Origin of the sequence: Nocardia neocaledoniensis (assembly GCF_003182135.1) — a bacterium.
GTDB lineage: Bacteria > Actinomycetota > Actinomycetes > Mycobacteriales > Mycobacteriaceae > Nocardia > Nocardia neocaledoniensis.
This window is the reverse complement of record NZ_QGTL01000001.1, coordinates 476,837-491,078: the sequence shown is the minus strand read 5'-3', so window position 1 is coordinate 491,078 and position 14,242 is coordinate 476,837. Positions and strand designations below refer to the sequence as shown.

Here is a 14,242-nt window from a genome sequence, read left to right as displayed (position 1 = left end):
CGTGCCTCCCATACCTCCGCCGAGCCGGTCACGGTCGTTCCGGCACGTCCTCGCCCGAATAATGCCTGGGCACAGCGCTTTTCGCGCACCAGCCGCAGGGTTGGGCGCGCGGGATGCGCGAGGACGTGCCCCAACCGAACGCTAGGTCACCGGGGCACGCGCTGTCGACCCGATTCCCGGGCGTCGAGCGTGGGCGGCGCCGGCTGGCAGGATATCGATGAAAGATGGCATCACGGCCACTCGATCGGGCGATGGCGATCCGGCACGCTACTCGGATGACCGACTTGCGCGCCCCCTCGAGCCCGGCCGGTGACGACCCGGTCGATCCCGGCACCGCGACGCCGGAGCCCGCGGGCGGGTTCGCGACCGACGATCGGACCCGCCTGCACCCCGCCTGGATCGTCGCCGGAGTCGGCTTCGTCGCGCTGCTGGGCGCCGCCGCGTTCCGCTCCGTGCCCAGCGTGCTCATCGACCCGCTGCACGCCGAGTTCGGCTGGTCGCATGCCACCATCTCGACGGCCGTCTCGCTGAACATGCTGCTGTACGGCCTGATCTCGCCGTTCGCGGCGGCCCTGATGGATCGTTTCGGAATCCGCCGGGTGGTCTGCGCCGCGCTGGCGCTGATCGCCGCGGGCAGCGGGCTCACGGTGTTCATGACCCAGGCCTGGCAGCTGGTGGCGACCTGGGGACTGCTCGTCGGGGTGGGCGTCGGGTCGATGTCGATGCCGTTCGTCGCGACCATCACCGGGCGCTGGTTCGTGCGCAGCCGCGGCCTGGTCACCGGCGTGCTCACCGCGGCGGGCGCCACGGGCCAGCTGATCTTCCTGCCGCTGGTGTCGATGCTGGCGCACGAGCACGGCTGGCGGGTGCCGTCGCTGATAGTGTCCGGTGTCGCGCTGGCCGTCGTGCCGCTGGTGTGGTTGTTCGTGCGCGACTACCCCAGCGACGCCGGGGTCAGGGCCTACGGCGCAAAGCCCGGATCCGCGGACGGCCTGCGCGTGCCGAGCACCGGCGGTGCGGGCCGGGCGCTGCGGGTGCTGGCCGAGGCGGCGCGCAAGCCGGGGTTCTGGCTGTTGGCAGGCGGTTTCGCGGTGTGCGGCGCGTCGACCAACGGACTGGTCGGCACCCATTTCGTCAGCGCGTCCCATGATCACGGGATGCCGCCGACCACGGCCGCCGGGCTGCTGGCCCTGATCGGGGTCTTCGACGTGGCGGGCACGATCGCCTCCGGCTGGCTCTCCGACCGCGTCGACCCGCGCTACCTGCTGCTCGGCTACTACTCGCTGCGCGGCCTGTCGCTGCTGATCCTGCCCTCGCTGCTCGCCCCGCACGTCGAGCCGAGCATGTGGGTGTTCATCATCTTCTACGGCCTGGACTGGATCGCGACGGTGCCGCCGACGGTGCTGCTGTGCCGGGAACTGTTCGGCGCCGACGGGCCCATCGCGTTCGGCTGGGTCTTCGCCGCGCACCAGGTGGGCGCGGCGATCGCGGCCACCGGCGCGGGGCTGGTCCGCGATCTGCAGGGCTCCTACGACCTGGCCTGGTACCTGGCCGGCGGGCTGTGTGGGATCGCGGCGGTGATGTCGGTGCTGGTGCGCAGGCCGGACCGGTCAGCCGTCGATGGCCCGGTGCGGGCGTGAATCGAGGGCGGCCTGATTGCGACGGCCGTCCCAGCGGCTCGGTTCGTCCTTGGTGCGCGGGGGCCGGTCGTTGGCGATGAGCACCGCGATCCACGGCAGCGGCACCGAGGCCACGATGATCAGGATCGACAGCAGCGGATTCTCGAACATGCTGTAGGCGACCGCGGCCAGGATCAGGCACGGAATGCGGAAGGCCATGATGAACGTGTAGCGGCGCACCCGGGCGCGATGCTGCTCGTCGAGCGAGGGCGCCGCCTCGGTGATCAGCACGGGGTGCTTGGCGTCGGCGCCGGGGAAATAGCCGCGCGAGGAGGGCGCGGCGGGCATCGTCACCTCCGGGTCCGGTGTCGGCTCGTCGGCGCCGGAGGGCTCGCCGTAGGACTGCATACCCCGAGTCTTCCACTCGCCGCCGACGAGCGCACACGCGGCTGGTCAGCGACGCACCCGCCGGATGCGGCATCATGGAAGGCGTGAGTACAGACACTCTGGTACGCCCGGACACCACGACCGACGAGACGACCGGCGACGACGTCCCCAAGTTCTTCCACTACGTGAAGAAGGACCGGATCGCCGAGAGTGCCGTGATGGGCACGATGGTCGTCGCGCTGTGCGGTGAGGTCTTCCCGGTGACGCGCTCGCCCAAGCCCGGCTCGCCCGTGTGCCCGGACTGCAAGAAGATCTACGACGGTTTGCGCAAGGGCGACTGAGCCGCCTCGGTGACCGGCGCCGCCCCGGCGGCGTCGGCGGTGTCCGCACGCTCGTCGTCACCGCGCACCTGGTTGCTCAGCCACTCCTTCACCTGCTCCATCCTGGTGGCCCGCGCGGGCCAGAACTCCTGCACCGCGGCGTTGAACTCCGCGCCGAGGATGAGCGCGAAGCCCAGGAAATAGGTGAACAGCAGAAACGCGATCGGGGTGGCGAGCGCGCCGTAGCTGACGCCGGTCGCGGTGATCCAGGACAGATACCGCCGCAGCAGGTCGCTGGCGCCCATGAAGAACACGCCGGCCACCAGCGCGCCCCCGAACAGCCGATGCCACGGCAGCGACTTGTGCAACGCCAGCTTGTAGAGCGTGGTGAGCCCGACGATCAGCAGCAGACCGACGATCGGGTAGTAGAAGGTGTCGATCAGGCGCAGTCCCGGCTCGCGCCAGGCCTCGGGCAGCACCCGGCCGATGCGGGTGGGACCCAGCGCGATCACCGGCAGGATCAGCACCGCCGCCACCAGGAACTGCACGTACAGCAGCAGCGCGAAGATCCGCTGCCACACCGGGTGCCGGGCGTCCTGCTGGTCGTGGGCCTCGGTGATCGCGTCGACGAAGGTCGCCATCGCCGAGGAACCCGCCCACAGCGACAGCACGAAACCGACCGAGACCACCGCGCCACGCCCGCGGCCGAGCACGTCGTCGACGGTCGGTTCGATCAGGTCGGTGACCACCGAGGGACTGAAGAAGTCGCGGCTGAAGGCGATGATCTTCGCCTCCACGATCTGCACCGTGTCCGGCCCGAACAGCCCGCCCACATAGCCGAGACTGCCGAGCAGTCCCAGCAGCAGCGGCGCCAGCGACAGGGTCTGCCAGAACGCGGCCGCCGCCGACTTGGCGAAGATCGAGTCGTTCCAGGCCTTGACCGACACGCGCGCCACGAGTCGCCACGCCGTGACCACCCAGCGCACCCACCAGCGATGTTCGCGGGGGCGTTGCCCGGTGGTCCCGGCTCCGTCGAGGGGCAGCGCTGTCGCACCGCCGGACTCGTGCGTCCGCGGTGGGTGCGCCGCATCGGCTGCCCGGACCTGGTCATTGCTCATGTCGTGTCCAGCATCCCGCACGAAACGCGACGATGGGGGACGGGCCGGGCATCGTGTCGGCGGGTAACAGGTAAATGGCCGGTGACCTCGCACGCGGTTGTGATGCCTGTCGCGCACCCCGCGTCGGTTTGGCGACACGCCGTACCGGGCGGCTAGGGTCGTGTGCGTGACTGGGTCGGGTGGCGCCGCTGCGGCGAAGGATGCGGGTACACCGGGCGATTCGGCGACGGGGGGTGTATCGGGGGGAACCCTGCGCGCCTGGCAGCGCCGAGCCCTGACGAAATACCTGGCCACCAAGCCACGCGACTTCCTCGCGGTCGCGACGCCCGGCGCCGGTAAGACCACCTTCGCCCTGCGCGTTGCCGCGGAGTTGCTGGCCGACCGCACGGTCGACCAGATCACCGTCGTCGCGCCCACCGAGCACCTCAAGCACCAGTGGGCCGCCTCGGCCGCCCGCTCGGGCATCCAGCTCGACTCGCGCTTCTCCAACTCCACCGGCGGCACCTCGGGCGACTACCACGGCGTGGTGGTGACCTACGCGCAGGTCGCGGCCCACCCCACCCGGCATCGGGTGCGCACCGAGAACCGCCGCACCCTGGTGATCCTCGACGAGATCCACCACGCGGGCGACGCGAAGAGCTGGGGCGAGGCCACCGAGGAAGCCTTCGGTGACGCCACCCGCCGCCTCGCGCTCACCGGAACCCCGTTCCGCAGCGACGATTCCAAGATCCCGTTCGTCACCTACGAACCCGACGAGGCGGGCTTCCCGCGCTCGCGCGCCGATCACTCCTACGGCTACGCCGACGCCCTCGCCGACGGCGTCGTGCGCCCGGTGGTCTTCCTGGCCTATTCCGGTGACGCGCACTGGCGCGACAGCGCGGGCGAAGAGCACACCGCCCGCCTCGGCGAGCCGCTCAACGCCGAACAGACCGCGCGCGCCTGGCGCACCGCGCTCGACCCGGCCGGCGACTGGATCTCCGCGGTGCTGCGCGCCGCCGACGTCCGGCTGCGGCAGCTGCGCGCCTCCGGCATTCCCGACGCGGGCGGCCTGGTGATCGCCACCGACCAGGAACGTGCCCGCGACTACGCCGAACTGCTGGAACACATCTCGGGGGAGAAGCCCGCCGTGGTGCTCTCCGACGATCCGCAGTCCTCGAGCCGGATCGGCGAGTTCGCCGAGGGCACCCAGCCGTGGATGGTCGCGGTGCGCATGGTGTCCGAGGGTGTCGACGTGCCGCGCCTCGCGGTCGGCGTGTACGCGACGAGCGCGTCGACGCCGCTGTACTTCGCCCAGGCCATCGGCCGTTTCGTGCGTGCGCGCAGGCCCGGCGAGACCGCGAGTGTGTTCCTGCCCTCGGTGCCGGTGCTGCTCGATCTGGCCGCCCAGCTGGAACTGCAGCGCGATCACGTCATCGGCAAGCCGCACCGGGAGAAGAACGCGCTCGACGACGAGCTCCTGATCGACGCGAACAAGACCAAGGACGAACCGGGCGAGGAGGAGAAGTCCTTCGTCGCGCTGGCGGCCGACGCCGAGCTCGACCAGGTGATCTACGACGGATCCTCCTTCGGCACCGCCACCTTCGCCGGCAGCGACGAGGAGGCCGACTACCTGGGCATCCCCGGCCTGCTCGACGCCGACCAGATGCGGGCGCTGCTGCGGGAACGGCAGACCCGTCAGCTCGCCGACCGCAGCGCCCAGGAGGCTGCGCCCGCGCCCGCCGCGGTCGCCGAACGCATCGCCACCTCCGACAAGCTCGGTGAGCTGCGCCGCGAGCTCAACAGCCTGGTCGCCATGCATCACCACCGCACGGGCAAGCCGCACGGCGTGATCCACGGTGAGCTGCGCCGGGAGTGCGGTGGTCCGCCGACCGCCTTGGCGACCGCCGACCAGCTGAGCGAGCGCATCGCCGCCCTGCGCCGCCAGTAGCGGCGCGCACCGCGGTCCGATCCGCCCGCGGCAGCGTGCGGTCGGGAGCGCGGACCCGCGGTCGCGACGCGTGATCCGAGCACTCCGGCCGGAGCGTGGCCGCGCGGTTCGCCGTCAGTCGTGGGAAACGTGCGCGCTCTGCGCTGTCACCGCGGGCGCGAGAACCTCCAGCGCGCTGTCGACGGCGGCGCTGAGTTCGGCGTGGCCGACGCCGTCCCTGGCCTGGATCGACAGGCCGAACAGCACCGTGCTGAACAGCGCGGCCAGCGCCGCGGTATCGGTGCCGGGTCGCAGATCGCCCTCGCGGACACCGCGGTCCAGTCGGACCTGGATGTCGGCGGTGGTGTGGCGCCGGGCCTCGACGAGGAAGTCGCGGACCGAGGCCGTCCTGGTCGTGTAGGTCGCACCGGCCAGCACGACCATGCAGCCGTGCGGCAGATCGGGGTCGGTGTAGGTGGTGATGTTGTCGCGCAGCATCGCCGCGATCGCGGCGTAGGCCGTGGGTTCCTCGCGCAGGGCGCGGGCGGTGCGGGAGCCCTCGGTGCGGCCGTAGAGCTCGATGGCGGCCCGGAACAGGGCCTCCTTGTCGCCGAAGGCCGCGTAGAGGCTGGGGGAGTTGATGCCCATGGCGGTGGTGAGATCGCTCATCGACGCGCCGTCGTAGCCGCGTTCCCAGAACACCTCCATCGCGCGCCGCAGGGCGACGTCACGGTCGAAGCCGCGCGGGCGGCCACGGTCTGCCATGAGCTCCCTTTCCGTATCGATCGTCGAATATACCCCGCTCAGATATTTCTGTATCGATCGGTAAGAAACTCTTGACGCCAGGCCGGGCGATGCGCTTGGCTCTTTGTGTATCGATCACTACAGAATTGGAGCGTGCAGATGACGAGCAACACCGTCGCCCTGGTGACCGGCGGCAGCAGGGGGATCGGCGCCGCCATCGTCCGCAAACTGGCCGGCGCGGGCGCCGACGTGGCGTTCACCTACCAGCGCGACGAGGTCGCGGCGAAGGCGGTGGCCGCCGAGGTCGAGGCGCTGGGTCGGCGGGCGCTGCCGTTGCGCGCCGACAGCGCCGACGCCGCCGAGGTGGTGGCGGCCGTCGAGCGGACCGCGCGCGAGCTCGGACGGCTCGACGTGCTGGTCAACAACGCGGGTATCTTCCCGGCCAAACCGTACGAGGAGTTCGGCGTGGAGGAGATCGACCGCGCGCTGAACATCCACGCCCGTGCCCCGTTCGTCGCGGGCCAGGCCGCGCTCGCGTACCTGGGCGAGGGCGGGCGGATCATCTCGATCGGCTCGAACCTGACCGATAGGGCGTTGTTCGGTGGGATCGCGCTGTACAACCTGAGCAAGTCGGCGCTCAACGGCTACACCAAGGCGCTGGCCAGGGAACTCGGGCCGCGTGGGATCACCGTCAACCTCGTGCAGCCCGGTCCCACCGACACCGACATGAATCCCGCCGCCGGCGACCACGCGGCCGGTCAGCGGGAGTTCAACGCGCTCGGGCGTTTCGGCGCGCCCGAGGACGTGGCCGATCTGGTCGCGTTCCTGGCCGGGCCGTCCGGGCGCAGCGTCACCGGCGCGATCATCACCGTCGACGGCGGCACCAACGCCTGATCATGCCCCGGTCAGGGCGTCCGCACGAAGAACTGGCTCGGGTCGAGGCTGTTGACGGCGGTCCACCGGGGTGCCTGCGCAGGCGCCCCGTCCTCGGCGGTCGCGTCGAAGAAACCCTGCAGTTCCAGTGCGAGACGCGGGTTCTCGTCGACCTGCCGGGCGATCGTGTACAGCACGGCGAGCACGTGCACGCAGCGCGCGGTCCGCGCCGAACAGGAACAGTCGGTGCTCACCAGCGTCGGGGCGGGTGAGTGCCCGGCATCGACCAGGGCACGGTGCATCTCGTCGGTGAGCACCGACGGGTCCGGGATCACCGCGGCGATCGCGGTGACCGCCGCGCGGCTCAGCGGCGCCACCTCGACGTGGGCGACCGAAGCCTGGCCGCCGCGATGCAGGTGCGCGCGAACCGTGCGCGCCTCGATCTCGGTGCGCACGCCGTCGTTGCGGGCGATGCTGCGGGCGCGGGGGAGCAGCGGTTCGGGGCGGGTCTGGCGCAGCGGTTCGGCCAGGCGCACCCAGTCCTTGCCCCAGGGGGTGTAGCCGAATTCGTTGTCCGGCATCAGTTCTCTCGCTTCCGTCGCAGGATGTCGACGAGGGCGTCGTCGTCGAGCCGGGCCAGTTCGGCGATGCCCGCCGCATCGGACAGGTCGGTCAGCGCCGACTTGCGGGTGTGCATCGCCGCGATGTGTTCCTCGACGGTGGTGGCGCTGGTGAGCGTGGTGACGGTGACGGTGCGGGTCTGCCCGATCCGGTGGGCCCGGTCGGAGGCCTGCGCCTCGACCGCCGGATTCCACCAGCGGTCGAAGTGGATCACGTCGGCGGCGCGGGTGAGCGTGAGCCCGGTGCCCGCGGCGCGCAGGCTCAGCACGAGAACCGGTGGGCCGTCGGGTGCTTGGAACGCGGTGACGATCCCGGCGCGCTGGTCGGCGTCGAGCCCGCCGTGGAAGAACGGCGCCTCGATCCCGAACTGCTCGGCGAGGTGGCGCACCAGCAGCTCGCCGGTCTGCCGGTACTGGGTGAAGATCAGCGTCGGGTCGCCGGTGTCGAGATTCGTGCCGACGATGTCGGCGCACAGGTCGAGTTTGCCGGAGCGGCCCGCGAGCTCGCCCAGGTCACCGGAGACCAGGCCGGGGTGGTTGCACACCTGTTTGAGGTGGGTGAGCGCGGCGAGCACCCGGCCCTGCCGTTGCAGACCGGAACCGAAGCCCTCGTCGAGCGCCTCGGCCAGCACGGCGTCGTACACCCGTTCCTGCTCGGCGGTCAGATCGCAGAGCAGATCGCTGTGGATCTTGGCGGGCAGCGAGGCCGCCACGTGGATCTTCTTGCGGCCGAGCACGACCGGCTCCACCGCGTCGCGCAGCCGGGCGGCCGCGCTGGCCGACCCCTCCTCGATCGGTTTGACGAACCGGCGCCGGAACTGGGTCCGGTGCGCGAACAGCCGCGGCACCGTGAGATTCAGCAGTGCGAACAGCTCGTCGAGATGGTTCTCCACCGGTGTGCCGGTGAGGGCCACCTTGGCCGCGGCGGGCAGGGCGCGCGCGGCCTTCGAGACCTGGGTGCGCGGGTTCTTCAGCGCCTGCGCCTCGTCGAACACCACGGTCGCCCACTGCTGTTCGGTCAGTGCCGCGCCGTGTAGCCGCAGCGTCGGATACCCGGTGACGACAACGGCTCCCGCTGTCGCGGGCACGTCGCCACCCCGCCAGGACACCGCCTTCAGTCCGGGCGCGAAGCGCGTGATCTCGTGGACCCAGTTGCCCACCAGCGAGGTCGGGCACACCACGAGCTGTGGGCCGTCCACCGCGCGTCCGGTGAGGAACCCGATGGTCTGCACGGTCTTGCCCAGGCCCATCTCGTCGGCCAGGACCGCGCCGCCGTACGCGTCCACCGTCTCGCGCAGCCAGCTCACTCCGCGCACCTGATAGGGCCGCAGCGTGGCATCGAGCACCTCGGCCACCTCCGCGCCGACCACCTCGGTGTCGCGGAGCACGCGCACCGCCCGCTCGGCCGACACGATCGCGCCGCCGACCGCGTCGGGCACGGCGTGCGCCGCGATCGGCAGCGTTGACGCGCCGACGGTGGCCGACAGCGCGGTCGCGCGATCGATCCCACGTGGATCGGTCCCGGCGGCGGGGCCGTGGTCCGGCGCGCGCGTCGCGGACGCGTCGGCCGGCCGGCCGGTGGACTCGTCCGTGGCCGCGAGCAGAGCGCGCCAGGCGTGCGCCGACGGCGCGAGGTCGGCGTCGGGCACGGTGGCCAGTTCGGTCGGGGTCACCACCGCGGCCGCGATCTCGATCGGCGCGATCGCGCCGCGGTCGCCGACCGGCAGCGCCAGGGTCAGCAGTTCGGGATCGCCGACGTCATCGGGTGCGGGCCCGGCGCCGTGGCCGGTCCAGGTCCACAGCGCGAACAGGTGACGGTCGGGGAGGTAGGTGGCCTGGGTGGCGGGCAGGGCGTTCTCCTCTGAACGGGCAACACGAACAACCGAACAACGTACACTGTACTGAGTTTGTTCCCGAGTGCCAGAAAGGACGGGACCGGTGCCCACCCACGGCGAGGAGAATCCCACCGCGCAGGCCACCCGGATCGTCGAGCTGCTGTGGCGGCACGCGCTGCCCGCCAAGCCCGGCGCGCGCGGCCCGAAACCCACCCTCTCGGTCGACGCCGTGGTCGCCGCGGGCATCGCACTGGCCGACCGCGACGGCATCGAGAAACTGACCATCCGCGCGGTCGCCGCCGAACTCGGCCTGCGCGCGATGAGCCTCTACACCTATGTGCCGAGCAAGGACGCGCTGGTCGTGCTCATGGTCGACGCCGTCGCCGCGGGCGACCCGCCGATCCCGGACACGCTGCCGGTCCGGGATCGGATGATCGCGATCGCCGCGGGCGTGCGCGCCGAGCTGCTCGCGCATCCGTGGCTGCTCGAGGTGTCGCCGTGGCGGCAGGTGCTCGGTCCGGCGAGGATGCGCCGCTACGAGAACCAGCTGCGCGCGATCGAGGACACCGGCCTGTCCGACCTCGCGATGGACCGGGCGATCGCGGTGCTCACCGACTTCGCCACCGGCAACGCCCGCCTCGCCGTGGCGGCGGCGGGCGCGGCCGCTCAGCTCAGCGACGCCGACTGGTGGCAGGTCCACGGTCCGCTGTTGGCGCGGGTGATGCCCGCCGAGGACTTCCCGCTGGCCGGGCGGGTCGGCACCGCCGTCGGCGAGCACCACCAGGCGCCGGCCGACCCCGACGGCGCCTTCGAGTACGGGGTGGCCACCCTGGTCGACGGCATCCTGGCCGACGCGCGCGCCTGAACGAGGCGGCCCCGGACACACGAACAGCGGGCGCCGGAATCCGGTCGCCCGCTGTCGGGATGTTCTGTTGTCAGATGTTGTTGTTTCGGACGCGAGGAGTGGTCAGAGAGCGGGGGCTGATTCCGTGTCGATCACGGCTTCGAGCTCGCGCAAACGGTCCATGTGTTCATTCGCGTGGTGCTGGCAGAAGAGCAACTCGCCACCCGCGGGAAGAACGGCACGCACTCGGGCAGCCGCCCCGCAACGATCGCAACGATCGACCGCGGTCAGTGGGGTGCTGGTCAGGGTTCCTGGCATGACTCCTCCGTCCCGGCTCCCGGCGCTGCGTGGCCGTTCGCCTAGGTGTGGGCCCCGTGGTCACTCCACGTGGCTCGCGTCCGCTACTTCCCAGCAGTGGTACGACTACTTTGTCAGACGATCGGGGTTCAGGCTTTGTTCCCGGAAGTGAATCTTTGTGTTTTCGATAACACGACCTGCGGTTTCGCGGAAAGCGAACAGTCGCTGGTCACCGTCTCGAGCACTCGCCGATCACCCGTGGCGCCGTCTGTCCCACCTCCTAGTCACTCCTGCCACTCATGGGTGTGATCGCTCGCTGCGGTGTTGCTCGTTACGCGCGATCTTGTGACAGGGTCTTCGTCGTCCGAACCTGTTGTCTACCGGGAGATTACCCGTGATATCCGACACCCACACGCTTGTTCATCTGTGTTCTTCCCAAGAATGGGAGCAGGCCCGCGCCGCCGGGGAACGCAGGCCGCCGTCGCTGGCCGAGAGCGGCTTCGTCCACCTGTCCACGCCGGCCCAGGTCCATCTGCCCGCCAACCGGCTCTACGCCGGACGCACCGACATGATGGTGCTGTGGCTCGACCCCGACCGGCTCGCCGGCGAGGTGAGATGGGAGCCGGGCGTGCCGAGCGCTCCCGCGTCGATGCTCTTCCCGCACCTGTACGGACCGCTCCCGGTCGCCGCGGTGCTCGCGGCCGAGCCGTACGCGCCGGGACCCGGCGGCGCGTTCACCACGCCCCGGCGTGGCGAGGTGTCGTAGATCACGATCGGCGGACCGCTCGGGACTACCCTGGGCAGGGTGAACGTCGACGTCACAGCGCTACCGGGGATCGGAGTGCGCAAGGATTTCGAAGTCAGGTCGGGCCGCCGCGTCGGCGTGGTGGCCCACCGCGACGGCGACATCGATCTGATCGTGTCCAAGTCCGACGACCCGGACGCGATCGCCGCGCAGATCCCGCTCTCGACCGACGAGGCGTCGGTGCTGGCGAATCTGCTCGGCGCGCCGCAACTGGTCGCCAAGCTCAACGACGACCATCGCGACCTCCCCGGGATCACCACCCGCCAGCTCGCCGTCCTCGACGATTCCCCCTACGCGGGCCGCACACTCGGCGAGACCGCCATGCGCACCCGTACCAAGACCTCGATCGTCGCGGTGATGCGCGCCGGTCAGCTGCACCCGTCGCCGGGCCCGGACTTCACCTTCACCGAGGGTGATCTGCTCGTGGTCGTCGGCACCCCGGACGGCCTCGACGCGGCCGCGAAGATCCTCACGCACGGCTGACCGCCGTGACCTCGCAGGCGCTCGCTCTGCTCGAACTCGGCGTGATCTTGTTCGCGCTCGGGATCTGCGCGCGGGTGGCCGGCCGGTTCGGCATGTCGCCGATCCCGCTGTATCTGCTGGGCGGGCTGGCGTTCGGGCGCGGTGGATTCTTCGAGCTCGAGGTGGCCACCGAGTTCGGGCACCTGGCCGGGGAGATCGGCGTGGTCCTGCTGCTGTTGCTGCTCGGGCTGGAGTACACCGCGCCCGAGCTGATGACGGGTCTGCGGCGGTCCTGGGCGGCGGGCGTGCTCGACCTGGTCGCCAACGCGCTGCCCGGCGCGGCGGTGGCGCTGATCCTCGGCTGGGGGACGGTCGGGGCCGTCGTGCTCGGCGGCGTCACCTACATCTCGTCCTCGGGAATTGTCGCCAAGGTGCTCGACGACCTGGGCCGCCTCGGTAACCGCGAGACGCCCGTGGTGCTGTCGATCCTGGTGTTCGAGGATCTGGCGATGGCGGTGTACCTGCCGATCCTGACGATGATGCTGGCCGGGCTGAGCCTGCTCAGCGGACTGGTGTCGCTGGCGATCGCGCTCGCCACCATCTCGGCGGTGCTGATCGTGGCGCTGCGGTTCGGTCGATTCGTCTCGGCGGTGGTCGACAGCGTCGACCGCGAGGTGTTCCTGCTGCAGCTGCTCGGCGCCGCGTTGCTGGTCGCCGGTGCCGCGTCCGCGCTGAACGTCTCCGCCGCGGTCGGTGCGTTCCTGCTCGGCATCGCGATCTCCGGATCCACCGCGCACGAGGCCGCCCGGCTGCTGGAACCGCTGCGCGATCTGTTCGCCGCGATCTTCTTCGTCGCCTTCGGCCTGTCCATCGACCCGGCCGCCGTGCCGCCGGTGTTCGGCTGGGCCGTGGCGCTGGCCGTGGTCACCACCGGCACCAAGATCGCCGTCGGCTGGTGGGCGGCGAGCAGGCAGGGGATCCGGCCACTGGGCCGGGCCAGGGCGGGCGCCGCGCTGGTGGCCCGCGGCGAGTTCTCCATCGTCATCGCCGGTCTCGCGGTCGCCTACGGCAAGGCCGACGCGCGCCTGGCCGCCCTCGCCTCGGCCTATGTGCTGCTGATGGCGATTCTCGGGCCGATCGCGGCCAGGATCGTCGAGCCGGTCGTCGAGTTCGGCAGGGGCCGAACCGGACTGGCCGCGAACTGATCAGTCGACGATGCGCCGCGGCCAGGCGCCGACACCCTCGTAGGCCAGCTGCTCGGTGCGGTACTCGATCCGCTCGCCCGGAAGCGGAACGGGCATCGGCGCGCCGTGCGTCGGCTGCCCCGCGGGCAGCGGCGGCGCGGGCGGCGGCACCGGCATCGGCGCGACGGCCTGCGGCGCGGGCGGGTTCGGCCGGGTGCGCGGTTTCGGCTGGTGCCGGGAGGTCAGCCACATCCGCGGCAGCGCCTCCTCGTTCTCGATCTCGGTGAGGCTCACGCTGATCAGCACCAGCATGGTGACGATGCTGCTCACACCGATCAGCGGCGCCAGCAGATCCATCGCGCCCGAGCCGGAGGGCGGCGCGGCATGGTGGTTGGCATGGGCGTGCATGGCGGCCATGCCGGTGTAGTGCATGCCGGTGACGGCGACGCCCATGATGATGGCCGCGCCGACGGTGGCGAGAAAACCCTTGACGCGCAAGGTGAACCAGAGCGCCACGACCGAGGCCACCACCGCGATCACCAGCGACAGCGTGACCAGGCCCGCGTCGTAGGAGACCGTCGCCGTCGACTTCATCGCGTACATGCCGGTGTAGTGCATGGTGCCGACGCCGAGGCCGGTGATGGTGCCGCCCGCCAGCAGCGAACGCAGCGTGGGCTGGGGCTTGTTGACCATGAACAAGCCGATCCCGACGACCACCATCGCGGTGATCGCGCTGAAGAGCGTGAGCGGGATGTCGTAGCGGATCTCGCTGCCGCGGATGGTGAATCCGAGCATCGCGATGAAATGCATGACCCAGATGCCGGTTCCGCCGATCGCGATCGCCGCGCCGATCAGCCAGCCCACGCGGCCCTCGACCGCGTTGCGGCCGCGGGCGGCGCACTGCAGACCCAGCAGACAGCCCGTGACGGACATGAAATACGCGAGAACAGGGGTGATCCAGCCGTAGCTGAAGTGATAGATGTCGAGCACGCCGCGAAACCCTCAATGCCGATTACCGCAGCCGGGCGGCGGTAGAACGAAAAGCTTGGTGCCCGACGATACGGGCCGAATCGTGAATCCGGAGTGTTCACAGGGCGATTCGGCGGTGTGGGTTTGATCACGAAACGGTTACCGTGTTCGGTTTATTGGGAATACCAACCGCTCGGAATTCTCATTCGGAAACAAAAAGAGGCCCGCTTCCATCCGGGGGACGGAAACGGGCCTCCTG

At 70.8% G+C, this 14,242-nt stretch carries 15 protein-coding genes; 8 read left to right on the top strand and 7 right to left on the bottom strand.

What is annotated here, in order from left to right; genetic code table 11:
- Positions 1-275: 275 nt before the first annotated feature.
- The gene (locus DFR69_RS02315) at positions 276-1,640 is read left to right on the top strand and encodes an MFS transporter (protein WP_110035707.1); all 1,365 of its coding nucleotides are present in this window, start codon (positions 276-278) and stop codon (positions 1,638-1,640) included.
- Here the strand turns inward: DFR69_RS02315 and DFR69_RS02310 are convergent.
- Positions 1,611-1,967: a DUF3099 domain-containing protein gene (locus DFR69_RS02310; protein ID WP_110036100.1), complete on the bottom strand. Its 357-nt coding sequence runs from the start codon at positions 1,965-1,967 to the stop codon at positions 1,611-1,613. The genes DFR69_RS02315 and DFR69_RS02310 overlap by 30 nt on opposite strands.
- Positions 1,968-2,110: 143 nt before the next feature.
- Here DFR69_RS02310 and DFR69_RS02305 point away from each other — a divergent pair, with 143 nt between their 5' ends.
- Positions 2,111-2,347: a DUF3039 domain-containing protein gene (locus tag DFR69_RS02305; RefSeq protein ID WP_110036099.1), complete on the top strand. Its 237-nt coding sequence runs from the start codon at positions 2,111-2,113 to the stop codon at positions 2,345-2,347.
- Here DFR69_RS02305 and DFR69_RS02300 read toward each other — a convergent pair.
- A complete protein-coding gene (locus tag DFR69_RS02300) occupies positions 2,320-3,444 on the bottom strand; it encodes a YihY/virulence factor BrkB family protein (RefSeq protein WP_110035706.1) in 1,125 nt (374 codons plus the stop codon). The two genes, DFR69_RS02305 and DFR69_RS02300, sit on opposite strands and share 28 nt — an antisense overlap.
- 250 nt (positions 3,445-3,694) lie before the next feature.
- Between DFR69_RS02300 and DFR69_RS02295 the strand changes: the two genes are divergently transcribed.
- Positions 3,695-5,371, top strand: a complete 1,677-nt coding sequence (locus tag DFR69_RS02295) for a DEAD/DEAH box helicase (RefSeq protein WP_110036098.1) — start codon at positions 3,695-3,697, stop codon at positions 5,369-5,371.
- 114 nt (positions 5,372-5,485) lie between these two features.
- On the opposite strand, the gene DFR69_RS02290 is transcribed toward DFR69_RS02295, so the two are convergent.
- The gene (locus tag DFR69_RS02290) at positions 5,486-6,115 is read right to left on the bottom strand and encodes a TetR/AcrR family transcriptional regulator (RefSeq protein ID WP_110035705.1); all 630 of its coding nucleotides are present in this window, start codon (positions 6,113-6,115) and stop codon (positions 5,486-5,488) included.
- A 138-nt stretch (positions 6,116-6,253) separates the two neighbouring features.
- Here DFR69_RS02290 and DFR69_RS02285 point away from each other — a divergent pair, with 138 nt between their 5' ends.
- On the top strand, positions 6,254-6,988 hold the full coding sequence (locus DFR69_RS02285) for an SDR family NAD(P)-dependent oxidoreductase (protein ID WP_110035704.1): 735 nt from the start codon (positions 6,254-6,256) through the stop codon (positions 6,986-6,988).
- Between the two features lie 11 nt (positions 6,989-6,999).
- On the opposite strand, the gene DFR69_RS02280 is transcribed toward DFR69_RS02285, so the two are convergent.
- Positions 7,000-7,548 (bottom strand): hypothetical protein, encoded by a 549-nt coding sequence (locus DFR69_RS02280; protein WP_110035703.1) that lies wholly within the window; start codon positions 7,546-7,548, stop codon positions 7,000-7,002.
- A complete protein-coding gene (locus DFR69_RS02275) occupies positions 7,548-9,398 on the bottom strand; it encodes a DEAD/DEAH box helicase (protein WP_110036097.1) in 1,851 nt (616 codons plus the stop codon). The genes DFR69_RS02280 and DFR69_RS02275 overlap by 1 nt, the downstream gene beginning before the upstream one ends.
- A gap of 127 nt (positions 9,399-9,525) precedes the next feature.
- Here DFR69_RS02275 and DFR69_RS02270 point away from each other — a divergent pair, with 127 nt between their 5' ends.
- On the top strand, positions 9,526-10,287 hold the full coding sequence (locus DFR69_RS02270) for a TetR/AcrR family transcriptional regulator (RefSeq protein WP_186817555.1): 762 nt from the start codon (positions 9,526-9,528) through the stop codon (positions 10,285-10,287).
- A 102-nt stretch (positions 10,288-10,389) separates the two neighbouring features.
- Here DFR69_RS02270 and DFR69_RS34970 read toward each other — a convergent pair whose 3' ends face one another.
- Complete coding sequence (locus DFR69_RS34970) at positions 10,390-10,584, bottom strand: DUF7455 domain-containing protein (protein ID WP_029903635.1); 195 nt, start codon at positions 10,582-10,584, stop codon at positions 10,390-10,392.
- 373 nt (positions 10,585-10,957) lie between these two features.
- Between DFR69_RS34970 and DFR69_RS02260 the strand changes: the two genes are divergently transcribed.
- The 3 genes from DFR69_RS02260 to DFR69_RS02250 are packed head-to-tail and all read left to right on the top strand — an operon-like array spanning position 10,958 to position 13,035.
- Positions 10,958-11,329: a DUF952 domain-containing protein gene (locus DFR69_RS02260; RefSeq protein WP_110035702.1), complete on the top strand. Its 372-nt coding sequence runs from the start codon at positions 10,958-10,960 to the stop codon at positions 11,327-11,329.
- 39 nt (positions 11,330-11,368) lie between these two features.
- Complete coding sequence (locus tag DFR69_RS02255; protein ID WP_110035701.1) at positions 11,369-11,851, top strand: cation:proton antiporter regulatory subunit; 483 nt, start codon at positions 11,369-11,371, stop codon at positions 11,849-11,851.
- 5 nt (positions 11,852-11,856) lie between these two features.
- Positions 11,857-13,035: a cation:proton antiporter gene (locus DFR69_RS02250; RefSeq protein ID WP_110035700.1), complete on the top strand. Its 1,179-nt coding sequence runs from the start codon at positions 11,857-11,859 to the stop codon at positions 13,033-13,035.
- Here DFR69_RS02250 and DFR69_RS02245 read toward each other — a convergent pair whose 3' ends face one another.
- On the bottom strand, positions 13,036-14,004 hold the full coding sequence (locus DFR69_RS02245) for an MHYT domain-containing protein (protein WP_110035699.1): 969 nt from the start codon (positions 14,002-14,004) through the stop codon (positions 13,036-13,038).
- Positions 14,005-14,242: the final 238 nt, after the last annotated feature.

What these genes read in the sequence shown, in the direction of transcription:
- DFR69_RS34970 (WP_029903635.1), bottom strand. Translation starts at nt 10,584, where the DNA reads ATGCCAGGAACCCTGACCAGCACCCCACTGACCGCGGTCGATCGTTGC.
- DFR69_RS02280 (WP_110035703.1), bottom strand. Translation starts at nt 7,548, where the DNA reads ATGCCGGACAACGAATTCGGCTACACCCCCTGGGGCAAGGACTGGGTG.
- DFR69_RS02285 (WP_110035704.1), top strand. Translation starts at nt 6,254, where the DNA reads ATGACGAGCAACACCGTCGCCCTGGTGACCGGCGGCAGCAGGGGGATC.
- DFR69_RS02315 (WP_110035707.1), top strand. Translation starts at nt 276, where the DNA reads ATGACCGACTTGCGCGCCCCCTCGAGCCCGGCCGGTGACGACCCGGTC.
- DFR69_RS02290 (WP_110035705.1), bottom strand. Translation starts at nt 6,115, where the DNA reads ATGGCAGACCGTGGCCGCCCGCGCGGCTTCGACCGTGACGTCGCCCTG.
- DFR69_RS02310 (WP_110036100.1), bottom strand. Translation starts at nt 1,967, where the DNA reads ATGCCCGCCGCGCCCTCCTCGCGCGGCTATTTCCCCGGCGCCGACGCC.
- DFR69_RS02300 (WP_110035706.1), bottom strand. Translation starts at nt 3,444, where the DNA reads ATGAGCAATGACCAGGTCCGGGCAGCCGATGCGGCGCACCCACCGCGG.